General features: G+C 35.2%; 20 protein-coding genes. 14 read left to right on the plus strand and 6 right to left on the minus strand.

Annotated elements, in window-relative coordinates; all coding sequences use genetic code 11:
• Window positions 1-28: 28 nt before the first annotated feature.
• Window positions 29-2446, minus strand: a complete 2418-nt coding sequence (locus EDD62_RS01580) for a transglycosylase domain-containing protein (protein WP_123807277.1) — start codon at window positions 2444-2446, stop codon at window positions 29-31.
• A 362-nt stretch (window positions 2447-2808) separates the two neighbouring features.
• Between EDD62_RS01580 and tyrS the strand changes: the two genes are divergently transcribed.
• Window positions 2809-4095, plus strand: a complete 1287-nt coding sequence (gene tyrS / locus EDD62_RS01585; RefSeq protein WP_077140576.1) for a tyrosine--tRNA ligase — start codon at window positions 2809-2811, stop codon at window positions 4093-4095.
• A 536-nt stretch (window positions 4096-4631) separates the two neighbouring features.
• Window positions 4632-6065: a YfcC family protein gene (locus tag EDD62_RS01595; RefSeq protein ID WP_123807279.1), complete on the plus strand. Its 1434-nt coding sequence runs from the start codon at window positions 4632-4634 to the stop codon at window positions 6063-6065.
• A 101-nt stretch (window positions 6066-6166) separates the two neighbouring features.
• Here EDD62_RS01595 and EDD62_RS01600 read toward each other — a convergent pair whose 3' ends face one another.
• Window positions 6167-7513 (minus strand): YjiH family protein, encoded by a 1347-nt coding sequence (locus tag EDD62_RS01600; protein WP_414731044.1) that lies wholly within the window; start codon window positions 7511-7513, stop codon window positions 6167-6169.
• Window positions 7514-7672: 159 nt separating this feature from the next.
• On the opposite strand from EDD62_RS01600, the gene EDD62_RS01605 reads away from it, so the two are divergent.
• Complete coding sequence (locus EDD62_RS01605) at window positions 7673-8053, plus strand: universal stress protein (RefSeq protein WP_170152741.1); 381 nt, start codon at window positions 7673-7675, stop codon at window positions 8051-8053.
• A gap of 58 nt (window positions 8054-8111) precedes the next feature.
• Here the strand turns inward: EDD62_RS01605 and rpsD are convergent, their stop codons facing one another.
• Entirely contained in the window at window positions 8112-8714 is a 603-nt protein-coding gene (gene rpsD / locus EDD62_RS01610) for a 30S ribosomal protein S4 (RefSeq protein ID WP_077140572.1), read from the minus strand.
• Between the two features lie 407 nt (window positions 8715-9121).
• On the opposite strand from rpsD, the gene EDD62_RS01615 reads away from it, so the two are divergent.
• From EDD62_RS01615 to EDD62_RS01630, 4 genes are all read left to right on the plus strand, one after another.
• Window positions 9122-10819, plus strand: coding sequence for a septation ring formation regulator EzrA (locus tag EDD62_RS01615; RefSeq protein WP_123807281.1), 1698 nt, complete (start codon window positions 9122-9124; stop codon window positions 10817-10819).
• A 75-nt stretch (window positions 10820-10894) separates the two neighbouring features.
• Entirely contained in the window at window positions 10895-12040 is a 1146-nt protein-coding gene (locus tag EDD62_RS01620; protein ID WP_077140570.1) for a cysteine desulfurase family protein, read from the plus strand.
• Window positions 12041-12087: 47 nt separating this feature from the next.
• A complete protein-coding gene (thiI, locus tag EDD62_RS01625; protein WP_123807772.1) occupies window positions 12088-13374 on the plus strand; it encodes a tRNA uracil 4-sulfurtransferase ThiI in 1287 nt (428 codons plus the stop codon).
• 3 nt (window positions 13375-13377) lie between these two features.
• Complete coding sequence (locus EDD62_RS01630) at window positions 13378-14136, plus strand: sulfite exporter TauE/SafE family protein (RefSeq protein WP_123807282.1); 759 nt, start codon at window positions 13378-13380, stop codon at window positions 14134-14136.
• Window positions 14137-14317: 181 nt separating this feature from the next.
• Here the strand turns inward: EDD62_RS01630 and EDD62_RS01635 are convergent, their stop codons facing one another.
• Window positions 14318-15121 (minus strand): NAD kinase, encoded by an 804-nt coding sequence (locus EDD62_RS01635; RefSeq protein ID WP_123807283.1) that lies wholly within the window; start codon window positions 15119-15121, stop codon window positions 14318-14320.
• Between the two features lie 277 nt (window positions 15122-15398).
• On the opposite strand from EDD62_RS01635, the gene EDD62_RS01640 reads away from it, so the two are divergent.
• Entirely contained in the window at window positions 15399-16343 is a 945-nt protein-coding gene (locus tag EDD62_RS01640; protein WP_123807284.1) for a class I SAM-dependent methyltransferase, read from the plus strand.
• Between the two features lie 389 nt (window positions 16344-16732).
• The gene (locus tag EDD62_RS01645) at window positions 16733-17926 is read left to right on the plus strand and encodes an acetate/propionate family kinase (protein ID WP_123807285.1); all 1194 of its coding nucleotides are present in this window, start codon (window positions 16733-16735) and stop codon (window positions 17924-17926) included.
• Between the two features lie 127 nt (window positions 17927-18053).
• On the opposite strand, the gene EDD62_RS01650 is transcribed toward EDD62_RS01645, so the two are convergent.
• A complete protein-coding gene (locus EDD62_RS01650) occupies window positions 18054-18554 on the minus strand; it encodes a universal stress protein (RefSeq protein WP_123807286.1) in 501 nt (166 codons plus the stop codon).
• 227 nt (window positions 18555-18781) lie between these two features.
• Between EDD62_RS01650 and ald the strand changes: the two genes are divergently transcribed.
• Window positions 18782-19897: an alanine dehydrogenase gene (gene ald / locus EDD62_RS01655; RefSeq protein WP_123807287.1), complete on the plus strand. Its 1116-nt coding sequence runs from the start codon at window positions 18782-18784 to the stop codon at window positions 19895-19897.
• Window positions 19898-20067: 170 nt separating this feature from the next.
• On the opposite strand, the gene EDD62_RS01660 is transcribed toward ald, so the two are convergent.
• Window positions 20068-21426, minus strand: a complete 1359-nt coding sequence (locus tag EDD62_RS01660; protein WP_123807288.1) for an IS1182 family transposase — start codon at window positions 21424-21426, stop codon at window positions 20068-20070.
• A 166-nt stretch (window positions 21427-21592) separates the two neighbouring features.
• Here EDD62_RS01660 and EDD62_RS01665 point away from each other — a divergent pair, with 166 nt between their 5' ends.
• The 4 genes from EDD62_RS01665 to EDD62_RS01680 all read left to right on the plus strand — a co-directional run bounded on the left by EDD62_RS01665 (window position 21593) and on the right by EDD62_RS01680 (window position 24684).
• Window positions 21593-22312 carry an MFS transporter gene (locus EDD62_RS01665; RefSeq protein WP_123807289.1) on the plus strand — a complete coding sequence of 240 codons (720 nt, stop codon included), beginning with the start codon at window positions 21593-21595 and terminating at the stop codon, window positions 22310-22312.
• Window positions 22313-22423: 111 nt separating this feature from the next.
• A complete protein-coding gene (locus tag EDD62_RS01670) occupies window positions 22424-23641 on the plus strand; it encodes an MFS transporter (protein ID WP_123807290.1) in 1218 nt (405 codons plus the stop codon).
• Between the two features lie 12 nt (window positions 23642-23653).
• Entirely contained in the window at window positions 23654-24235 is a 582-nt protein-coding gene (locus EDD62_RS01675; protein WP_123807291.1) for a TetR/AcrR family transcriptional regulator, read from the plus strand.
• 41 nt (window positions 24236-24276) lie between these two features.
• On the plus strand, window positions 24277-24684 hold the full coding sequence (locus EDD62_RS01680; protein ID WP_123807292.1) for a hypothetical protein: 408 nt from the start codon (window positions 24277-24279) through the stop codon (window positions 24682-24684).
• Window positions 24685-24699: the final 15 nt, after the last annotated feature.

The raw sequence follows: 24699 nt of genomic DNA on the forward strand, positions 1-24699 counted from the left end.
TCGGTTTTTTATTCATTTCGTTCTTTTTCTAATTAGATGATTCTTTTGTTTCGAACTGACCAACTTGTTTATCTACATTTTTAGGATTGACTTCCTTTTTAAATTGTTTAATTCTATCTTCATCACCTTCATAAACTTTTATACCAAATCTACTTAATATACTTGCATCGTCATCATTAGACTTTTTACTCAATTTTGTATGTTCAGAGATATTTGCTTTGACTGATTTTTCATTTGGTAAACAATCCTTTTTCTCTGCCATTGAGAATGGACATATTTCTTTAGACTTAATTGTACTCGGCTTATTGAACTTCTCATTAATTCCTATCACTTTTGGATGGGTTTCAGTGAGTTTATTCACAACGTCTCTCCACATATTAAGTTGGTTATCAGCACCAAACGGCATCTCCTCCTGGTTAGGATAACCACTCCAAACGCCTAGTGTAATTTTAGGATTGTATGCCACAAACCAAATGTCTTTTGTATTCTGTGAAGTTCCTGTTTTACCAGCCCACTGAATGCTTTTAGATATTTTACCATTCAGTTTATAAGCAGATCCGTTAATTAAAACTTCTTTCATCATATCAGTCATTAAGTAAGATGTTGATTCAGAGTATACTTTTTTAGGGTCAGATTTATGTTGATAGACTATATCACCATTAGGACTTGTGATTGATTCAATCATGTAGCCATCGTTATGTTGACCTTTATTACCATACACACTGAAGGCGTTCACATTATCTTCTAGTGTCATATTATTAGGGCCTAGAGGTAATGAATGAGCGGTTTTAGCGGCTTTATCAACCGGGACTCCAGTTTTCTCTAAATATTGCCAAGGGTTATTGGATTTAATTGATTGATACAAACGTAATGCACTTAAGTTATATGAATTTTCTAATGCAGTTTTGGTTGTTAAAAAGCCAAATTCTTTATCAGCATCGTAGTTTGCTGGTGACCAATCAATACTTTCATATTTGAACTTCCTATCGAATAAATAAGTCTCTGGAACTATAAGTCCTGATTCGATAGCAGGTGCATAAACAACATGCGGTTTCATCGTTGAGCCGACCGGTCTAGATGTTTGTGTTGCAAAGTTATTTTGAGAATGTTCAAAATTTCGGCCACCGATAAATGATAGTATTTTACCTGAATTATTTTCTTTCATAATCATACTAATTTGATGCATATCACCATCTTTATTTTCCAAGTAATAATTATCATTTTTAGTGAATTGTTGCATTTCATCATATATTTCTTTATGAATTGTCGTTTTGATTTGATATCCATTATTTCTTAATGCATCGTTTGCTTTTATTGTATACTTATCATTGATTCCAGCAACTGAGCGTAAATCTTCAATCGGGATGTTATCTTCTCTTGCAAATTTTTCTTTCAAGATTTGAATTGCACGACGCTCAATTTCTTGTGTCAAATAAGGATATTTACTGTTTGGAATCGTAACTTCATTTGTTAAGTGATCAAATATTTTATATTGAACAGCTTTGTCATGTTCTTCTTTAGTAATGACACCTTCACTTAACATTCTACTCAAAACAAACTCTTGTCGTTGTTTACCATATTTTAAATATTTAGGGTCTTTTACTTCTCCGGTGTTGGTAAATGGAGTGTATGCATAAGGGTTTTTTGGAAGTCCTGCAATAAAGGCAGCTTCAGCAATATTGACCTCTTTAGCTGATTTATTGAACAATCCTTTCGCTGTTGCTTCTACACCAGCAACGTTTTGTCCGTTTGAATTTCGTCCGAAAGAAACGGCGTTTAAATAGGCTTCCAAGATTTCTTCTTTAGACATTATTTTTTCGACACGTTGTGCAATGAGTAGCTCTTTTGCTTTACGTGAAAAAGTAGTTTCATTTGTTAAGATTTGATTTTTAATGAGCTGTTGAGTAATTGTAGATCCACCCGTTGTGGCCTCGGATCCTACGGCTTGTTGTCCCAATGCTCGTAAGAAAGCTTTTGGAACGATACCGTTATGATCATAAAAGTTTTCATCTTCAGTTGTAATTAATGCTTTTACAATATTTGGAGATATCTCATTGTATTTTACAGGATTCCGAATCACATCGGATTTTAATGTTCCTAAATTTTCACCTGTCATAAAACTTACAGAAGTTGAACTTGTCATTTCAGTGAGATTAGTCTTTAATTGCTCCTTTTCCATTACATTCTCATCTTGTACTAAGCTCGCAAAATAACCGATGCCAATACCGGTTACAAAAATGACTAACAATGACGAAATAATCAATAAGAATAAAATAATATTCCATAATGTTTCGTATAAAGTAATAAATAGTAACTTCGGTGTCCACTTCGTCTTCTTGAAATCATTGGTTGTATTGTTTATAAATTTTTTTGTATGTTCTGTTTTATCTTTAGCTATATTTTTTGATTTTTCTATATAATTAGCTTTTCTTTGATGCTTTGGCATAGTCTGATACCTCCTAATGAACAATCTTCATTATATCACAAACAATGATTATCTTGATTTATTTCATTATATGATTTATTATATTGTTAATTCAATAATAAATTGTGATGGATAGCGAAGTAACATAATCTAGAGAGTTAGTGGTTGGTGGAAACTAACAAGATGTGAATTACACTATCTAGTAGCGAATCATAACAGTACTATGACTGTCTCATAGAAAAGTGATATGTGAGAACATATAAGTTTGGTGGTACCGTGCATTAAAGCACCCATTCATAATGAATGGGTGCATTTTTATTGGATTAATTAAGAAACTGTGCAAAATTATTAATACAATTACTAAGTATAAGGAGGATTTTCGTATGACATCTCATTTATTAGAAGATTTGAAGTGGAGAGGACTTGTATATCAGCAAACAGATGAGGCTGAGATTGAAAAATTACTAAATAAAGAGTCAGTAAAGATTTATTGTGGTGCTGATCCGACAGGCACTTCACTACATGTCGGTCATTTATTGCCATTTATGACGTTGAAACGATTCTTAAATGCAGGACATGAACCAATTGTTTTAGTAGGTGGAGGTACAGGAATTATCGGTGATCCATCTGGTCGTTCTACAGAGCGTACGTTACAATCATTAGAACAAGTCCAACAAAACGTTGAATCTTTGACGAAACAATTAAAAGCACTGTTCAAAGATGAAGCTACAGATACTTCTGAATCAACGATTCGTAACGTTAAATTTGTGAACAATTATGATTGGTTGAAAGATATCAGTTTAATTCAATTTTTAAGAGATTACGGTAAGCATGTTGGTGTAAACTACATGTTAGGAAAAGATTCTGTTCAGTCTCGATTAGAGACTGGTATATCATATACTGAATTCACTTATATGATTCTACAAGCGATTGACTTTGGTCATTTGAATCAACAATACAATTGTAAGATGCAAATTGGTGGGAGTGATCAGTGGGGTAATATAACTGCCGGTATTGATTTAATGAGAAGAATGTATGGCATACAAGATGCATATGGATTTACAATCCCACTTATTACAAAAGCTGATGGGTCTAAGTTTGGTAAATCAGCAGGCAATGCAATCTGGTTGGATCCTACTCTAACGAGTCCGTATGAGTTTTACCAATTTTTCTATAATACACAAGATGCTGATGTTATTAAATTCTTGAAGTACTTTACATTCTTATCTCGTGAAGAAATAGAAAACCTAGAGACATCCGTTCAAGAAGAACCACATTTACGTAAGGCGCAAACAGCACTTGCACAAAGTGTAACTGAAATTGTTCATGGTAAAGAGGCTGTTGATACAGCAAAACGTATTTCAAAAGCACTGTTCAGTGGGAATTTAAAGTCATTATCAACAGATGAGATTAAGTCTGGTTTTAATGATGTGCCTCACGTTGAGTTAAATCGTTCGACAACAAATATTGTTGAAGCACTTGTTGAAACTAAGATTTCGAGCTCTAAACGACAAGCAAGAGAAGATGTTGACAATGGAGCAATTTATGTTAATGGGGAACGCATTCAAGATTTGAAATATGCATTCACACAGGAAGATACGTATGATGATTCATTCATGATTATTCGACGTGGAAAGAAAAAATATTTCATGGTGAACTTAATGGATTAAATGAGCGTATATCAATATGAAATAGTGTGAATTTAAATATCATTTACAGCAAACAAAACAAGGATAATTTATTATCCTTGTTTTGTTTTATGATGTGATGTCATTAATTTATGGGACACTAGAATTATGATGATTGGAACCACTGTATAAATTAGTGAAATAAGTAATACATTTAAAGATTCACCTTTTATGATCGTGATTGAAATATCTAAGAGTAGTAATACAACAGGTATACATAATAATATATATTTAAATTGCTGACTGTTTTGTCGATTTTTCATTGTTTTTAGAAATAAGATATAAATCAAGATGGGTAATAAAATTAAATAGCACATGTAAAGTAAACCGATGAACATAAGTTGATTCTCCTTAAGTTTGTGATGCTTTATGTTATTTTAACATAAATTATAAAATAAAAATTTTTAACTGTATAAAATCTTAATTTAACATTGAAAATTGATTTTATATTTAATATATTTGTTTGAAAATTCTATTAATGGTTATATATATACTAATACCATTGAGGAGTTGGACTGATGTCAAGTAGTAATGAACGTCATGTAAATGAAACTGAAGTCAATCAAGAAAAGAAAAAAATCAAAATACCACATACATATGCCATTCTAATGGGTGTCATTACATTAGCAGCAATACTAACACACATTATACCAGCGGGTGTCTATGATAGAGTTGAAAAAGACGGCCAAACTTTAGTTGTTGATGGTAGTTATCATCGTGTTGACCAAAATCCATTTTGGTTCTTTGATATATTTACAGCAATTCCTAAAGGGATGGTTGAAGGTGGTTTAATCATATTTTATATCTTTTTAGTTGGCGGAGCATTTGGTATCATTCGTAAAACTGATGCGATTGAATCAGTGATCAACAAAGGAATGTTCTTGCTTAAAGGTAATGAAAAATTCATGATTGTAGGGATTATGTTTATCTTTAGTTTGTTAGGTGTAGCAACAGGAATGGCGGAAGAGGTCATTATATTCGTCCCTGTTGGTATAGTACTCGCAAAAGCAATGGGATACGATGCCATGGTGGGAACCGCTATGGTCACTATTGGAGCTGCAAGTGGATTTATTGGAGGTATGTTAAATCCATTTACCGTGATGATTGCTCAACAAATTGCTGAGATACAAATATTCTCTGGTTGGGGATACCGTACAATTGTATATATTATTATTTTATTTGTATCAATCATGTATGTAATGAATTATGCAAAAAAAGTTAAGAAAGATCCAAAGAAAAGTATAGTATATGAGGAAAATCAAAGTGGAGATTTAAACTTTACTGAAGATATTTCTAGTTTTGATAAGTTCCAAAAAAGACATTTAACGATATTGGCAATTTTTGCATTAGGAATTTTGTTCAATATTTATGGAATATTTGAACTAGATTGGTATTTAGAAGAACTTGCAGCAAACTTTTTCTTAATAGCTTTAATTTGTGGTCTTATTGGTGGTCTTGGTATTAATGGAACGTTTGAAGCGTTTATTGAAGGAATGAAGTTAATTGTTTTTGGAGCAATAATTGTTGGTTTTGCACACGCAGTGCTTGTTGTCTTACAGGAAGGTAAGATCATTGATACGGTGATTTATACGCTTGCTAATTCAGTAAAGCACTTACCAAGTGAAGTCAGTGTAGTAGGCATGTTTATATTGCAATCATTCATTAATTTTTTCATCCCGTCAGGATCAGGGCAAGCAGCAACAACAATGCCTATTATGGCTCCTCTATCTGATTTACTTGGTGTAAACCGACAAATAGCTGTTATGGCTTACCAATATGGTGATGCAATCAGTAACTCAATTATTCCTACATCTGCACCATTGATGGGGGTGTTAGCTGTAGCAGGTATTCCATATATTAAGTGGGTTAAGTTTATTTGGAAGCTTGTATTAATTTGGTCTGTCATAGCTGCATCTGCATTGGTCATTGCTGTAATATTAAATATACAATAATATAATTCAATATATAATGTATATTTAAAAATGAAAAAAGTTGAAACCTCAAAGGTTTCAACTTTTTTTAAATTTTTCATTCATTTAAATTACTTTATGATTTAATAAATGAGATGTGCGATAAGCGCAATAATCGGTAACGAGATTAACGTTCTTAATAAGAAGATAATGAATAAAGTACCGATATTCACTCTTATTTTTGATGCTAAAATAACACCACCCACTTCTGATAAATAAATCAATTGAGAAATACTCAATGCTCCGATGACAAACTTTGTCATTTCAGGTGCGTCAGTAATTAAAATTGCTGGTAAATACATATCAGTAAATCCAACGAGTACGGTTTCTGAAGCAAGTTGTGCCTCGGGAATCTGTAGAAATTCTAAAATTGGAACAAATGGCATTCCAATGATTGTAAAGAATGAAGTGTATTCTGCGATGATTGTTGCAATTGTACCAATGGCCATAACAACTGGTAGTACTCCGAACAACATATCGATCGCATTCTTCCCACCTTTCTTTATGAAACCTAATACACCAGGCGCGTCATATGCTTGCTTTAAAGCATTCTCATAACCGAATGTAATTGGAGTATATCCGTCAGGTATATTCTCTAAATCAACTGATTCATCATGCGCTTCAGTATACGTATCTTTAATTAATGATAAAGGTGGGATTCGAGGTAAAATTAAACCACATATGATCCCAGCCAATATTATGGCTAAGTAGAAGAAACCGAATACATGGTTGAGCTCTAATTCTTCCATAATTACAATCGCGAATGTAATGGATACAATTGAGAATGTTGTTGCAATCACAACCGATTCACGACGACTATAGAATCCTTGCTCATACTGTTGACTTGTCAACATAACTCCAACAGTTCCATCTCCAACCCAACTTGTTAAGATATCGACTGTACTACGTCCTGGTAATGTGAATAAAGGACGCATTATTTTTGTGAATAATGCACCAACGAATTCTAAAAATCCATATTCGAGTAATAGTGGTAAGAAAAATGCTGCTAGAAAGAATACCGTAACTAATACTGGAATTAATGAAGAAAATAATAATCCACCAGTGTTCTCTGAATAGATCATTTCAGGACCAATTTTGAAAAAGGTCATAATAGCGAATATTGCACCGATGACTCTGACAAGAAGCCAATAGACGGATATATTAAATACTTTTTTCATGATTGTAGATTCATCGTTTTCACGATATTTAATCGTATAGATGATAGATAATATCGCACTAATCACAATAATCGATAAAGTCATGATGGGTAAAACATTTTCCAACCAACTTCCTAATAACCCGGCAATCCATGCGATTGGAATAGTTAAACCATCGCCATCCCACCACACTGGGAATAAAAATAATATAATACCAATTAAACTTGCACTAACGAATTTAAAAACAGTCATTGGGTTTTTATAATTTGACACAATGTAACCCCCTTTAACTATCTGAATATTTATGAAACATATTCTCATTATACATAATAAATAGGATTCGTTAAAGAAGAGTTTAATTTTTTATACAAAATGTATGTGTGATAAACTTAAATTAATAGCTCGTATAAAATATGAAAGGCGATGAATCGTATGTATAAGCATATTCTATTAGCAGTAGATGGTTCAGAAAATAGTAACCGTGCTGCACTTGAAACACTTAAATTTGTAAGAAGTCAGACGAAGATTACGATCGTTGTCGTATACGAAGAAGATCAGCAACTTACTGAAGAAGATAAACAAAGCATTATCCAACCTGTTGCAGATGTATTTAATCAAGTTAATATGAAATACAATGTTTTAGAATTAATTGGTGAGCCAGGCCCGAGTATATTAGAAGAATCAGAAAAAGGGGATTATGATATCATTGTCATTGGCTCTAGAGGATTAAGTGGTGTGCAAGAGATGGTTTTAGGATCCGTATCACATAAAGTTGCAAAAAGGGCACATATTCCAGTACTAATTGTTAAATAAAATAAAAAGAGTAAGATTATAATTAAATAATCTTACTCTTTTCGTAATAACTAAGTTATTAACGAGAATAGTATTCTACAATTAACTGTTCGTTAATTTCTGCCGGTAATTCCTCACGTGTTGGTAAACGATCGAACGTACCTTCTAAAGCATCTTCATTAAATGTTAAATATTCAGGGATGAAGTTGTTTGCTTCAACTGATTCTTTAATGATTGAAAGATCTTGAGATTTTTCACGGATTGAAATTTTTTGACCAGGTTGTAAAGTGTATGATGGAATATCAACACGTGCACCATCAACCATTACATGACCATGGTTAACTAACTGACGTGCTTGACGACGAGTACGTGCTAAACCTAATTGGTATACAACAGCGTCTAATCTTGATGATAATAATGCCATGAAGTTAGAACCGTGTACCCCTTTCATTTTACTTGCTTTGTCAAAAATTGAACGGAATTGACGTTCGTTAATTCCATACATATAACGAAGTTTTTGCTTCTCTTGTAATTGTTGACCGTACTCACTTAATTTAATACGTTGAGTAGGACCGTGTTGTCCTGGTGCGTAAGGGCGTTTTTCTAATTCTTTACCTGTGCCGCTTAATGAAATACCTAAACGACGAGATTTTTTCCATGAAGATCCTCTGAATCGAGCCATAATAGACTCCTCCTTTTGTTTATAAAAATTTGTAATTGATAAACAATAGGGTTCATTGCTTACAAGTCTATATTATGTTTTTGCATCTTCGCCTTATAGCAATCGGTTACGCAATGCACCATCGTATGGGAATAATATAGTGGTTTGTAATAATGAACAGCTATCTTTGCTTATAATCACATAGAAAATATTATATAATATTAATTTGAAGAAGTCAATAAATGAGTAAGACTTTAAAATGTTCATTACATCGTGTATTATTAAATGGATTGATACATAGTTTTTAATATAGTGATCATTCTAATTTGTAGTATTTTTTATATTTATTTAATGTACTTATCGAAATAGTCCATTAATTTCATGTATAATAGTATATTATATGTATTAGAAAATAAGGAGTTGAAAGCATGATATATGTCATAATTGCTATACTCATTCTATTGTTAATTATCGTTGGCGCTATCGTCATGATTCGTAATAATAAACGTTCAAGAATACAGGCGATAGAAAGTCGTATTGATGAGTTAAAAGGAAGACCATTACAAGATGAATTAATTAAGATGAAGAAATTCAATTTAATTGGAGAATTAAAGAAGGATTACGAAGAATATCGTAAAACGTGGAAGACCATTCTCGAGGAAACGCTCGTATCTGCTTCAAATCTAGTTGAAGAGGCAACTCAACACACTCAAAACTTTAAGTTCAATGAAGCAGACTCAATGCTGGATGAAGCAGATCAATTGTTAGACCATGTTGAAGAAACCTATTCAGAATTAAGTGCAAGCATTCATCAATCTCTTGGGACATTGACAGAATCTCAAACATTAATTAATGATAGTGAGCAAATTTATAAATCTTCCAAAAGAGATGTATTAGCAAACCGCCATAAATATGGACAAGCTGCTGATAAACTTGAGCAAAGCATAGAAGAATATAAGCCTAAAATTGAACAGGTATCAACATTATTCAATAATGGAGATTATAAAAGTGCATTCCAAAATATTAATCAACATCATTCGGGATTAACATTATTACAAAGTAAAATGGAAGATATTCCGGTCATGATCAAAGAAGTTCAAAAAGAAATTCCAGCTCAACTTCAAGAGATTAAATACGGTTGTAAAGATTTAAGAATTGAAGGATATGATTTGGAACATATCAATGTCGATTATCGTACTGAGCAATTGAAGGCTGATGTCAACTTAATCGAACCGATGATTTCTCAAATGAAGTTGACTGAAGCAGACGAAGAAATCGAAAGAATAAAAGATGAGATAGATGACATATTAGAAATGATTGAATATGAGATTAAAGCTAAATCGAAAGTAGATCAAACGAATAAGTCAGTCATCGATGAATTGTTTGCAGTGAAAGATATGAATTATACGTTACAAACAGAGCAACAATATATCAAGTCTCAATATTTAGTGGATGAAAATCATGCACAAGATTTGAATAAATTTAGCAATGAAATTACACATTTGAACAACGTATATGATGAAATGGTTAATCACATGAATAAGTCACGTGTGAGATATACAAAGATTGAAGACGACTTAAACTTTATACAAGAACATGTGACAACAATTGATGAAAAGCAACAAACGATCTCAGAATATTTTATATCATTAAAAGAAGATGATGATGCATACCAAAATGCAATCACTGATATTCAGGTGATGAAGGATGAAGCATATCGTAAATTAACATTAGCTAATTTACCTGAACTACCGGAACGTTATATTATTATGAAGAGTGAGATTGATTATGACCTTAAAGATATTTATGAGTTGTATAGTAGTCGACCATTAAACATGAAGTTGTTAAGTACAAAAATGGAAAAGCTTCTTCACGAAACTCAGAAATTCGAACAAGAAATAGAAGATGTCATTTATAATGCAAAATATACAGAACGATTAGTGCAATTTGGTAATAGATATCGTCGTGATCATGAATCATTAGATGATTTATTAAATGAAGCGGAACGTCTATTCGACCATAGCCGGTTCAAACGTGCGAGTGAAGTTGCAGAAGAAGCCATTGAACGTTATGAACCAGGTGCTACTCAATCAATCCGTCAACAAATGCAATCAGAGTATAGGTAAAACTGAACAGAGAAAAGACCTCTCATACAGTGTATGAGAGGGTTTTGTTTGTTAAACATGGGAGTGTGTTAAATTTTGATATATTTAGATGCTTGTGCTACGACAAAACCGTATGAAGAAGTATTAAGAAGTTTTATGACAGTTAACGAACAATACTACGCCAATCCGAACAGCCCACACAAATTTGCATCGACCGTACAGACTTTAATAGAGGCTTCAGAGGAACAGTTTACGTCACACTTTCAAACAGAACACGCTTATATTTACACATCAGGTGCAACGGAAAGCAATAACATAGCGTTGTTAGGTGTTGCTCGAAGAAAAAAACAATTTGGTCAAACAATTGTTGCATCACCGATTGAGCACCCATCAATACTGAACCCGTTAAAGCAATTAGAGAAAGAAGGATTCAACATATTGTGGATGAATGTTGATCAATATGGTTGTGTAGACATTGATTCATTTTCCAATTTAATGAGTACTGATGTTATATTAGTGACATGTATGGCAATTAATAATATTGTCGGCAGTATACAACCGATTAAAGCGTTAGGTGAAATGTTACAACATTATCCTAAAGCACACTTTCATGTCGATATGACACAAGCGGTTGGAAAAATGGATTTGAATATGTTTGAGTTGTCAAAGGTCGATTCATTTAGCTTTAGTGCTCATAAATTTCATGGGATTAAAGGCATTGGTGGATTAGCAATCATGAACGACAATCAACTTCAACCAATACAATATGGTGGGCAACAACAGACAACAATTAAAAGTGGAACAATCAATGTGCCTGCAATCGTATCTATGGCCAAAGCGTTAAATGAATCTTCAAAATTGAAGATTAACCGTTATAATGAATTTATACAACAAAAAGACGGTATTCATCGATATATTCAAAAAAATATGCCGAAAATTAAATTGAATAGTGATATAGAGCATACTGTCCCACATGTAATCAATTTATCATTTAAAGGTGTTACGGGTGAAGTCATTGTCAATGCATTAAATGAATATGATATTTATGTTTCAACGACTTCAGCATGTCACTCTAAACATCAGTCATTGAATGAAACGTTAAGTCATATGAATATGAGCGTCGAAGAAATCAAAGGGTCCATTAGGATAAGTTTTGATGATATCTTGTCAAATGAAACATTAGACGAATTGCTCAAAGCATTGAGAGAAATATATAAATCAGTAGAGGAAGTGATGAATTAATGAATACTAGTGATCATGAAAAAGAACCAAAGACATCACAACAGGAAATTAAATCGAATCGCATACTTGTCAGATACGGTGAGTTAACTTTAAAGCAAGGCAATCGTAAAGAGTTTGTAAGGCAATTGAAGAAAAACGTTCAATACGCCTTATCATCATTTAATGATATATATATACAAGCAACAAGAGATCGAATGTATATTAAGTTTGAAGTGCTTTCAAGTGAAGATATCGAAAATATGATTAATCGCTTAAGTGGTATCCCCGGAATACAAAGCGTGTCACCTTGTTTAAAAATTGAGTTGGAAGAAGAAAATACATTAACTTCTCATATTCAAGCAATTGCAAAATCAATAGATCAACCGAATACAACGTTTAAAGTGAGTGTCAAAAGAGCATTAAAATCATACACGATGGATACATTTGAGATGCAATCACATTATGGTGGTGTTGCGTTAAATGCGACAGAACATTTAACGGTTAATGTAAAATCACCCGATGAAACGATATATATAGAAGTTCGTAAAGACGGATTTTTTGTATACCAAAGAATTATTCAAGGCGCTGGAGGGCTTCCTGTTGGTTCTGCGGGTAAAACATTACTCATGTTATCGGGTGGTATTGATTCCCCAGTGGCTGGTATTGAAGTCATGAGAAGAGGTGTTACAACGGAAGCAATTCATTTCTTTTCACCACCATTTACGAGTGAAGATTCTAAACAAAAGGTGATCGACCTATGTCATGAATTATCGAAGATTACAGGTGAATACACAATGTATATTGTCTATTTTACAAATATTCAAAAGGCAATTTTAAAGGAGATTCCAGATAATATATCGATGACTATTACGCGAAGAATGATGCTTAGATTGGCAGAACAATTAAGTGATCAAATTGGTGCGAAAGCTATTGTAAACGGTGAGAACTTAGGACAAGTTGCTTCTCAAACGTTGGATTCAATGTATGTGATTAATGATGTTACATCGATGCCAATTTTACGACCTTTACTGACGATGGATAAAGATGAGATTATAGAACGAGCTAAAAAACATAATACATTTGATATCTCAACAAGACCATTTGAAGATTGTTGTACTGTATTTGCACCGAAATCACCAAAGACAAAACCGAAATTGGAAGCTGTTCAAAAGTTTGAAGAAAAATTAAATATTGAACAATTGATTGTGGAATCCTTTAATAAAACTGAAGTTGTTTCAATCAAAGCAGGTACGGTCAATGTGTCTCAATTAAATGAACAAAAAGATGAATCATCAATTGATGAAAATGTGGGGGGTTTAAAAAACAAGAAAAATTCATTTGAGGAGCTGTTCTAATTAATGACGATTGACTGGATTGACGTAAGTATATTAATTGTTTTTGGCTTTTTAGCAGCGTTTATTGATTCAGTTGTTGGCGGTGGTGGATTGATTTCGATTCCTGCACTCATTGCAACAGGTTTACCACCAACAACAGTACTCGGTACGAATAAACTAGCGAGTAGCTTCGGTGCTCTAATGAGTGCGATTAACTTCTTACGTGCAAAGCAGGTAGATTTTAAGTATGTGATGAAGTTATTTCCCTTTGCTTGCATTGCAAGTCCAATCGGAGTGTTAGTGGCGTATCAATTACCCGCTGACATACTCAAACCACTCATGTTAATTGTATTGAGTGTTGTGGCTATATACACACTATTTAAGAAAGATTTCGAACAAACTAAAGTGAAGCCTAATAGAATGATGGTCTATATATTAACTGTCATATTAGTTTTCATTGCGTTTTATGATGGACTATTTGGTGGTGGAACAGGTACATTTTTGATTTTCACATTGCTCATGTTAGGTCAAAGCTTTTTAAGAGCAGCAGGGAATGCAAAAGTTTTAAACTTTGCGAGTAATATTAGTGCGTTAGTCTTCTTTATCATTCTTGGTGAAGTGAATTTTATCTATGGTTTGATTATGGCCGCATCAATGGTCGTAGGGTCATATGTTGGAAGTCGTCTTGCAATATTAAAAGGAAGCTCATATGTCCGCATATTGTTTATTATTGTGACTTTTAGTTTAATTATTAAAGGCGCTTACGATTATTTTGTTGTTTAAATTGTCTTATCATCGTAGAAATTTAATCGTATATTATTCAAAAGAATTTTATATCATCTAAAATACCGCACGGATAAAAATCCAGTGCGGTTTCATTGTTAAATTCAAATGGTTTATTATTTTAGTTAATGATTTAATGTTTTAATTAATTGTTAAACCTTAAATCATAAAATAAATTATATTATAAGAAGTTACGCTGCAATTTTTGGAAAAATGAATTATCATTTAACCGCAAGGTTTGTATAGATTTAGAAGAAAGCTTTGCTTTAATTTGATCAATATTGCGAACACTTAACGCTTCATTATCAAGACCGATAATTGGATAGAATTTCTCACCTTTATTCATTTTAAGCGTTAGTACACGGTCTTCATTGAATAACATCGGAGAACCTATGGTTCTAAAGTTGTTATTATTAACACTTGCGAGTTCTGTTAATTGAAATGCTCTAAGTTTAGGGTCAATGACAGCACCTTGTAAAGATTTAGAGTAACCTGTTGAACCAGTAGGTGTAGATATAATTAATCCATCTCCATTGAATCTTTCAAAGTATAAATCATCGATTACAATATTCATCTTAATTGTTTTAATGATACTAGAGCGTATTGACAATTCATTTAAGCAATAATAGACCATCTCATCATTAATTTTAACTTCAAGTACTGGATACTTGCGTACATCAAAAGAAGGTGCCATAATTGCAGACTTAAATGTTAATAAGTCATTAATGTTGAAGTCGACATACAAATATTTATCATTTGAAGTACTAATCCCTATGTATATCGCATTGGAATTAAAAGATGTTTTTCGAGCAGCTTGAAGAAATGCACCATCTCCACCAATACTAATGATTAAATCAGCATTTTGTGATTTCGAAGTGACGGTATAACCTACTTCTTCAACGATTGATTTGACTTGTTGTCTGTGGCTATCCATAAGTTCATCATTGGACGAAAAGATAAATACAGTGTGCTCTGTTTCAGTCATAAATAAATCCTCCTCAAAACAATGTGATTGATTATAAATCGAATATATAAAGCAGTAACAAATGAAATCTAAATCCTCGACAAATAAGTTAATACGAATGTATAAACATTCGATGATATTATATTTTTAGTATACTATAATTATGTAAGTTATAAAATTATATACAATAATACAAACATAAATACAAACATAATAATAAACTTAATTTATTAATGTGATGTTTAAATTTAAAAGACAACTATTTTTATAAATTTTAATTAAGGAAGGGCGTCATAATATGGTGAATGAATCATCTGAAATTGAAAAGTTATTTACAGAAATCGTTGAAATGACAGAGAAGACGAAGGAAGAGAATGGACTTTCTATTATTGAGAATTTAAGTTTAACATTGGAACAATTGTATCGACATCAACTTGAGCGTCTTAAATCAATAGATCTGTCGACAAAACGTAAAGCGTTTCAATTTGCATACTTGAAACTCATTAAAGATGAACAAATACAAGCGAATCATCAATTAACACCAGACTCAATAGGGCTTATTATGGGATATTTAATCGAGCAATTAATGAAAAATCAATCGTTGAAATTGCTTGAATTAGGCAGTGGAACAGGTCACTTAACGGCAACAATAGAGCAACAATTAACCGCTACAAATACTGAAGTTGCTTATCAACTTGTAGAAGTAGACCCTGCATTATCAACGTTAAGTGTCCATCTTTCAAACTATTTACAAGTACCATTTGACGTCTTTATGCAAGACGCTTTAGAAGATCTTCGAATTCATACGACGCCGAATGCAATCATAAGTGATATGCCTATTGGATATTATCCGAATGATGCGGTCAGCGACACGTATGACTTAGCGTTTGAAGAAGGGATGAGCTACAGTCATATTTTATTTATAGAGCAAGCCATTCGAACAGTTGAAGATGGTGGTTATTTATTATTTACATTACCTTCAAATTTAATCGTTGAACAAAAACCACTGTTAAATTATATTCACCAGTTCACGTATGTACAAAGTATTCTTCAATTACCTAAAACATGGTTTAAAGATGATGCATCTAGAAAGAGTATTCTTATTTTACAAAAGAAAAGTGAACACGTTAAGAAGCCTGGGGAAGTGTTGTTGGGTGAAGTACCGGATGTAAATAATCCACAACAAGTGCAACGATTCTTAAATGATATTAATGAATGGATTAAGCGTCATAAAAATATATAAATCATAAAATATATAAAACATAAAAAATATAGATGAATGTATTGTTGATGAAATCGGTTTATTTTAATTAAATATATAAATTATAATAAATAAATGATTTGTTATAAATAATATTAAGTAACTGATTTGAATTGTTAATGCTGCTTAAAAATCAATTGAAATTGATTTGAAAGTTATTGAATTTGAACTTTTTATGAATTGATTATTATTTGTCTCAAAAAATTGGAGACATTACCTTATTAAACTTGTTCAATTTGACAAAACGCGTTAAAATGGCAAATGAAAAGATGTATAAACAACATAAAGTATATGAGTTAACTTGTTAACATGTTATGTAGTTGAAGAATATGTTTTTTAACGATATACACACTATTTTAAAGGAGATTATTATGAAAAAAATTATTGCAATCAACTCAGGATCATCAAGCTTTAAATTTCAACTTTTCGAAATGCCATCTGAAAAAGTGATTACGAAAGGTTTAGTAGAAAGAATTGGAATGGACAATGGAATCTTCACAATTGTCGTAAATGGTCAAAAACATAAAGAAATTTTAGAAATCCCTTCTCATAAAGAAGCGATTGAAATGATGTTAGAGAAATTTAAGGAATATAATATTATTGATTCAATTGATGAAATTGATGGATCAGGACACCGTGTCGTTCATGGTGGAGAACTTTTCCCAGAATCAGCGCTCGTTGACCAAAAAGTGATTGATGATATTGATAGCTTGAAAGAGTTAGCACCGTTACACAATCCAGCAAACTTAACAGGGATTATTGCATTCCAACAGTTAATGCCGAATAAACCACATGTTGCTGTATTTGATACTTCATTCCACCAATCTATGCCAGAGAGTTCTTATTTGTATAGTTTGCCGTATGATTATTATAAAGACTATGGTATTCGTAAATATGGATTCCACGGAACAAGTCATAAGTACGTGACACATAGAGCAGCAACATTATTAGAACGACCAGTAGAACAGTTAAGGTTGATTACATGTCACTTAGGAAATGGTGCAAGTATCGCAGCGGTTAAAGGTGGCAAATCGATTGATACATCTATGGGATTCACACCACTTGCAGGGGTAACAATGGGTACAAGAACAGGAAACCTAGACCCAGCATTGATTCCATATTTAATGGAGAAGACAGGTAAGACAGCTGAAGAGGTTATTGATGTCTTCAATAATGAGTCAGGATTACTTGGAGTATCTGGGTTCTCAAGTGACTTACGTGATATCGAAGAAGAAGCTGAGAAATCAAATCCAAGAGCAGAACTAGCGTTAGAAGTTTTTGCGAACCGTATTCATAAGTACATTGGAAGTTACGCGACAAGAATGAATGGTTTAGATGCGATTATTTTTACAGCAGGTATCGGTGAGAACTCTGATGTAGTTCGCGCTAAAGTATTGCAAGGACTTGAATTTATGGGTGTGTATTTTGATGAAAAATTGAACAATGTTCGTGGTGAGGAACAATTTTTAAATCATCCACATTCACCGGTTAAAGTTATCGTTATTCCAACGAATGAAGAGGTTATGATTGCAAGAGATGTTATGAAATATGGTATTGAGGCATAAGAGAAAAGAATGATTAATTTACGTTATAAGTTATAAATACACAAAAGCAACTTCACTTAGTGAAGTTGCTTTTTATTTAACATGATGAAATTTTACCTAAAAATTTAATTGGTATAAGTGTAAGAGATTAAATCGCATGTTCTTTAATAAATTCATCAGTCGCTACTTCAACTTCGAAGTCATCCGGTAAGGTCTCAGTACGTATTACGAGTACATCTACTTTAGCATTTCTTACAATCGCTTCAGAAACAGAACCGATAATAAATCTTTCCATCGCATTTAATCCTGTAGCACCACACATAATTAAATCTGCTCCCACTTTATTCGCAATTTCTTTAGAAATTAACGCTTTAGGTGAACCGAATTCAACGTGCGTTTCAATACTATTCACGCCTCTTTCAGTAGCTAATTTGTCATATCCTTCTAATAATTTCTCTGCAAATGCCGTTGCACGTTTACTGATTGAACGATCATATGCTTCAATACTTGCAAATGAGCGAGTATCGATCACGTTTGTGATGTGCAATGTTGCATCATTTCTTTTGGCTACTTCTACTGCTTTTGTAAATGCCCATTCTGCTTCTTTTGACCCGTCCACTGCGATTAAGATGTTCTTATAACTTAACATTTATGAGCCCTCCTTATATCTTTGTTCATATATATTATAACATATTTAAGGTAAAATAGTAAGCGTTTACATTACGTTTGATGTTGGATGATATATTTTCATATTGCGCTAATTTTTTAGTGTTAATCGTCAATATTAATTCTAGATTTGTTTTGATGAAATCCCTTTCATGAAATGTTAGAATGATTTTGTGAGAATAAAAATTTTTTATTTTAAGGAGGATTATTATGATTATAGGGGTACCTAAAGAAATCAAAAATAATGAAAACCGCGTGGCGTTAACACCTGGTGGTGTTCATGCTTTAATTGAAGCGGGTCATTCAGTAAAAGTAGAGACAAATGCGGGGATCGGTTCATATTTTAATGATGAAGATTATACTGCTGTAGGTGCTACAATCGCATCATCTCAAGAAGAAGCTTGGGATTCGGATATGGTTATGAAAGTTAAAGAACCGTTGAAAGAAGAGTATGGTTTCTTTAAAGAAGGATTAATTTTATTTACATATTTACATTTAGCTGCTGAGAAGGTGTTGACTGAAGCACTTGTTCAGAATAAAGTAACAGCGATTGCATATGAAACAGTTCAACTTCCAGATCGCTCATTACCATTATTAACCCCTATGAGTGAAGTCGCAGGTCGTATGTCAGCACAAATCGGTGCTCAATTTCTACAACGTACTCACGGTGGTAAAGGAATTTTATTAGGTGGAGCACCTGGTGTGACGAAAGGTAAAGTTACAGTAATTGGTGGAGGTGTTGCGGGTACAGAAGCAACTCGAATTGCACTTGGATTTGAAGCAGATGTGACAGTCATTGATTTAAATCCAGCAAGATTACGTCAATTACAAGATATATTTGGCGCACGTATTCAAACACTTATGTCTACACCATTGAATATTGCCGAAGCTGTTAAGAATAGTGACTTAGTCATCGGAGCTGTATTAATTCCGGGAGCTAAAGCGCCTAAACTTGTTACCGAAGAGATGATTAAGGAGATGGACGCAGGTGGTGTTGTGATTGATATCGCAATCGATCAAGGTGGTATCTTTGAAACAACTGATAAGATTACAACGCATGATGATCCAACATATGTAAAACATGATATCGTTCACTATGCAGTTGCAAATATGCCAGGTGCAGTGCCCAGAACATCTACGATTGCTTTAAATAATGCGACAATTCCATTTGCATTACAAATTGCAAATAAAGGGTATAAAAAGGCATGTTTAGAAAATGAATCATTGCTTAAAGGAATCAACGTACTTGACGGAAAAGTAACGTTTGAAGCGGTTGCTAAAGATCAAGGTTTAGAATATCACGACGCTCTATCATTATTAAAATAAATGTAAAAATTAAATTGTAAAATTTTTAGATTTTATTTTTAAATGAAATGAATTTAGTAGTAAATCGTTTTTAAATATAATTAATCTATATGTGAATCAATTTCATAATTGCTCCTTTTAAAAATTCAAAGACGAACAGAATTCGGATATTGAATTTTTAAAAGCAGAAATCATGCGATATTTTGAGCATTCAGTTGTGCATTGATACGGTCGGCGGCGAGTTTGGATGCATTATAAATCAGAGCGACTGTATCAAAATGGACTTTCGCCCGTTGACCTGTGCGATATCTGACGTTATTAAGCTGGAAATATTCTTTGAGATACGCATTGACCCGTTCAACAGAGGTGCGGCGTTTAAAAATCGTTTTCCATGCTTTGGAGCCTCTGGCCGGGGTGGTGTACCGCCTGAGATCTTTGGTGATTTTGATCTTCCATACCTTTTGACAGACACCTTCATTCACTAGTGGACAGTCTTTACATTCTTTCGGCTGTGTATATTTTAAGGTCTCATACTGTGTGTCAAAGCTGTCATAACGATAGGCATGTTCACGCACACAGGTCGGTGCAAAATGCTGATTGAAACCATCGGGTTCAGGCTCATTCCGTCGATTGTAGGCAATCACAGACTGCTGACCCATCTGATGGACTTGGGTGTAAATCGGTGTATAGTCATAACCGGCATCCATGGTCTGGTAGCGCAGATTTGGTAATGACAATCGTTCCTCTAAGCCTTTGAGTAACGGGATGGCGGCTTTCCCGTCGTTTAACTGCCCTCCGGAAAAAAGGGACTGTAAAATATACTGACTGGCTGCACCGACCGCCAAATGCGCTTTGTAGCCATACCAGAACACATTTTTGCCTTCTGAATTTTTCTTGATGCCCCATTTTGGATCTTGGGGCACATCATCACGTAAGTCTCCCAAAGGGGCATCGAGTTGGGCAGCGATGGGTTTTTCATACAGCGGCAGGTTGGCAGCTTTTTCAGCTTCCGCTTTCAGCCATTGGTCCCGTTCATCTTTCGATTTACGCCCGCGTTTCTTAGGGGCTGGCTTCGGTTTGGTTGCCTTCTCAGTGGGTGCCTGATCTCGCGCTTCCACGTGTGTCGCATCGATGGCGACCGTACCATCTGAGATAAATCCTTCATCGGTCGCTTGACGAATGACAGATGCCTGGGCCTGTTCCAAAATATCGGTGTCACTCAATTTCGTCGTCAAACGAGAAAATGTGGCTTCGGACGGGACCGGGTCATCGACACGGAATCCACAATCCATTCTAAACGCAATATCATTTTTCAACCGGCGCACCAGGTCTTTGATGGTCGGGATGCGTTCGACAAAACGGATCAAATACGCCGTAATCGTGGCCGGATGGTTCACGGATTCCGGTGCACCAAACCGGGATTGCTTCATCACGGCATGATAAATCATATCCAAATCAATGCCGGCAATGATGGCGGCATACTTTTGGGTGGGTGCCATGTCATATAATTCTTGAATGCTAAAAAAGCTTTCTTGTCGTATAATGGTCATAAGGAGCACTCCTTCAGTCTTTTTATGGTTCTTTAGACAATGACCATTATACAGGATTTGGGGAGGTGCTCCCTTTTTTATATTTTGTACCCCTTGCGGCACAAGGGCTGAGAATTATGAAATTGATTCAAGTATAAGTTTTATTTATACAAATGAGGTGAGAATTATGGACATCAAACAATTACGCTACTTTGACGCAATCGTAAAGCACGGGAAAATAAGCTGGGCAGCCAACGCATTCTACTTTGTGGAAAATCGGATTAAACAGCCGTTTATCGACTTTTCCATATTTTCCAATAAAGCATATATCGGAACTGTCATCGCAAACTTTCTGATGAATACGACAGTCGGTTCCATTGCGCTGTTCAACATCTACACGCAGTCTGAACTTGATTTGACACCGTTCGAGGCCGGTCTGATCACACTGCCATATGTCGTGTTGATACTGTTTACAATCCGTGTCGGCGAGAAGAGCATTGAGAAATACGGCCCCAAACGTGCGATTGTCATTTCACCTGTAATACTTGCAGTGGGTGTCTTGCTGTTATCATTGACTTTCCTCGGGGACACAGCATACATCATCAGCTCTCTGATCGGATTCGCATTATTCGGCATCGGAATCGGTTTTTTTGCGACACCGGCGCTGGATACCGCAGTGTCTACAACACCGCCTGAAAAAGTCGGCGTGGCATCTGCGATATTCAAGATGGCATCCACATTGGGTGCGGCGTTCGGTCTTGCAATCATCATTTCATTGTACACGGCACTAGACGGTCCGATGTCGATTGCGGGAGCCGCGATGGTTGCGTTCGGTCTGAACGTCCTTGCCATCATCGTCGCCTTCCTATGTGCGAAGTTCGTCATACCGGACCGCGCGATGGAGTAAACGTATATATCAAAATCCTTCTTTAACCGGAAGGATTTTTTATTGTCGGAAATAAAAGAACATGTTATACTACCTACCGATAGGTAACTAAATTGAAAGAGGAAAAAAATTATGACTGAACAACACACTTCAATATTTAAAAATAAAACATACATGCTGCTGCTCCTTGCCGGGATATTCGCGGTGACGGGATTCAGCATGTTCCTGACCACGACGTCCTGGTACGTCATCAGAACACTCGGCATGCCGGAGATGCTCGGGCTGGTACTGATTGTGGTCACTGTACCCAGGCTTGTGATGATGATCTACGGCGGCGTGCTTGCAGATAATTATAAAAAATCGACGATCATGTTCGGTACGAACATTACCCAGGCAGTGCTGCTTGCGCTCATTACGATATTCATATTCACCGATATCATGACGCTCGGCTGGTTCCTGGTACTCGCAGGGCTGTTCGGTATGCTCGATGCATTTTTCGGACCGGCGAGTACATCGATGATTCCGAAAATTGTCGAACGAAGACAGCTGCAGAAGGCGAATGCCTATTTCCAGGGCGTGGATCAGATTTCATTTCTACTCGGACCCATGCTTGCAGGCGTGATCATGGAATTCGGTTCCGTGACGATGAGTTTTATGGTCGGCTTCATACTGGTCATCCTGTCTGCGGTCTTCGTTTTCCCGCCGCTCATCAAGGAAGGGCCGGTTGAAAATACGGTCAAACAGACGCCGCTGCAGAATTTCACAGAAGGCTTCAACTACGTCAGGAAATCCAACTTTCTGATCATCGGCATCATCGTGCTCGTGACACTGAACTTTTTCGTCTTCGGCACACTGCACATTGCGGTACCGTTTTTAACGGACCTGTACGGTGGGACGCCGATCAATTTAAGTATCATGGAAATGAGTCTGAGTCTCGGCATGCTGATTGGAACAGTCGTGCTCGGCAGCTATTACATTAAAAGAAAAGGGGCAGTGGCGATATACGGACTGCTTGTTACGCTGATCATCTATATCGTCTTCAGCTTTGTAGAAAGTCTGTCAGTGCTCCCGGTACTGCTGTTCTTCATCGGACTCGCGATGTCGTTCGTCTTCATCCCGTTCTTCACCGCAACACAGGAGATAACAGAAAACAGAATGATGGGCCGGGTCATGAGCCTGATATTTTTAGCTATGAACGGCTTCGATCCGATCGCCTATGCCATTGTCGGCATACTGACATCCATCGGCATTTCCATTCAGCTTGTACTGCTCGGCTTCGGAATTATCGGACTGATCATCACTTTGACCGTCCTGATCAAAGCAAAAGAATTCAGAAAACTGGAGACGTAAGGAGAGAACGTATTGAGTACGAAAGAGAAAATATTAAATGTGAGTAAATTACAGTTTGCAGCGTACGGATATGAAGCGACGACGATGTCCATGATTGCAGAAGAAGTCGGCATCAAGAAGCCGTCCCTGTACTCCCACTACTCCAGCAAGGCAGCCATCTTCAAAGACGTGCTGGACGCAGAGTTTGATGAGTACCTGTCATTTGTCAAAGAGATTTTAAACAATAAAAACCAGTCCGCCGTCGAGAAGCTCTCTGCACTTTACGTCGCACATCTGCCAGGGGCGGGGGAAGATGACGCGGACAATGACTTTTATTACCGTTTCGTAAAACATCAGCCGGCCGGACTGGAAGAATACACTTTAGGCAAGTACAGGGAATCGGAAAAGAAGCAGTTTGAAATTTTTAACGATGTGGTAAATGACGGGAAGGCGGAAGGGGAGATAGACTCTTCGCTATCCAGCCTGCAGATCTATGAAACATACTTCCTGATCATAGACGGCATCGACTCGATGAGGGGGTTATACGACCTTGAATATATCCGGAAAAGCAGTGAAAATGTCTGGCAAGTTTTCTACCGGGGAATAAAACCTTAAATCAGTTATAATGGGGTCAACATGTCATTAGGAGGCGCAAGATGAATTCGATTACGTTAATGGATGCATATGCGATAGAGAATTTAAGAAGTTACGGTTACAGTAACGATGAAATTCTATCGAAAGTGAAAGAGAAAGACATTGAAGAATTTAAAAAAGTGAAAGAAAACCTGGATTTCAGTCTGCTGATCGATATGGATGAGTCCGTCGGGCTTCAGACGTTGCTTGAAGACGGATACAAAGTTAAGTTTTTAACTTTCAACGGACTGAAAAACTTGATCAAACTGAAATTCGGTAAAATTGCCGAAGAAGACTATCAGGTGGATGAATTTACATTATCCGGTCTGAAGCTGGATGACAGTCATGCGTTAGATCTGGGTAATGCATTGTCATCAAACTGGCAAATGATTGAGGAAGATGACGGTTATAAAGTACAACCTGTAAAGTAATTAATTTCTGGGAGG

Origin of the sequence: Abyssicoccus albus, assembly GCF_003815035.1 — a bacterium.
GTDB lineage: Bacteria > Bacillota > Bacilli > Staphylococcales > Abyssicoccaceae > Abyssicoccus > Abyssicoccus albus.

What these genes read in the sequence shown, in the direction of transcription:
- EDD62_RS01580 (WP_123807277.1), bottom strand. Translation starts at nt 2,446, where the DNA reads ATGCCAAAGCATCAAAGAAAAGCTAATTATATAGAAAAATCAAAAAAT.
- tyrS (WP_077140576.1), top strand. Translation starts at nt 2,809, where the DNA reads ATGACATCTCATTTATTAGAAGATTTGAAGTGGAGAGGACTTGTATAT.
- EDD62_RS01595 (WP_123807279.1), top strand. Translation starts at nt 4,632, where the DNA reads ATGTCAAGTAGTAATGAACGTCATGTAAATGAAACTGAAGTCAATCAA.
- EDD62_RS01605 (WP_170152741.1), top strand. Translation starts at nt 7,673, where the DNA reads ATGTATAAGCATATTCTATTAGCAGTAGATGGTTCAGAAAATAGTAAC.
- rpsD (WP_077140572.1), bottom strand. Translation starts at nt 8,714, where the DNA reads ATGGCTCGATTCAGAGGATCTTCATGGAAAAAATCTCGTCGTTTAGGT.
- EDD62_RS01615 (WP_123807281.1), top strand. Translation starts at nt 9,122, where the DNA reads ATGATATATGTCATAATTGCTATACTCATTCTATTGTTAATTATCGTT.
- EDD62_RS01630 (WP_123807282.1), top strand. Translation starts at nt 13,378, where the DNA reads ATGACGATTGACTGGATTGACGTAAGTATATTAATTGTTTTTGGCTTT.
- EDD62_RS01635 (WP_123807283.1), bottom strand. Translation starts at nt 15,121, where the DNA reads ATGACTGAAACAGAGCACACTGTATTTATCTTTTCGTCCAATGATGAA.
- EDD62_RS01640 (WP_123807284.1), top strand. Translation starts at nt 15,399, where the DNA reads ATGGTGAATGAATCATCTGAAATTGAAAAGTTATTTACAGAAATCGTT.
- EDD62_RS01645 (WP_123807285.1), top strand. Translation starts at nt 16,733, where the DNA reads ATGAAAAAAATTATTGCAATCAACTCAGGATCATCAAGCTTTAAATTT.
- EDD62_RS01650 (WP_123807286.1), bottom strand. Translation starts at nt 18,554, where the DNA reads ATGTTAAGTTATAAGAACATCTTAATCGCAGTGGACGGGTCAAAAGAA.
- ald (WP_123807287.1), top strand. Translation starts at nt 18,782, where the DNA reads ATGATTATAGGGGTACCTAAAGAAATCAAAAATAATGAAAACCGCGTG.
- EDD62_RS01660 (WP_123807288.1), bottom strand. Translation starts at nt 21,426, where the DNA reads ATGACCATTATACGACAAGAAAGCTTTTTTAGCATTCAAGAATTATAT.
- EDD62_RS01665 (WP_123807289.1), top strand. Translation starts at nt 21,593, where the DNA reads ATGGACATCAAACAATTACGCTACTTTGACGCAATCGTAAAGCACGGG.
- EDD62_RS01670 (WP_123807290.1), top strand. Translation starts at nt 22,424, where the DNA reads ATGACTGAACAACACACTTCAATATTTAAAAATAAAACATACATGCTG.
- EDD62_RS01680 (WP_123807292.1), top strand. Translation starts at nt 24,277, where the DNA reads ATGAATTCGATTACGTTAATGGATGCATATGCGATAGAGAATTTAAGA.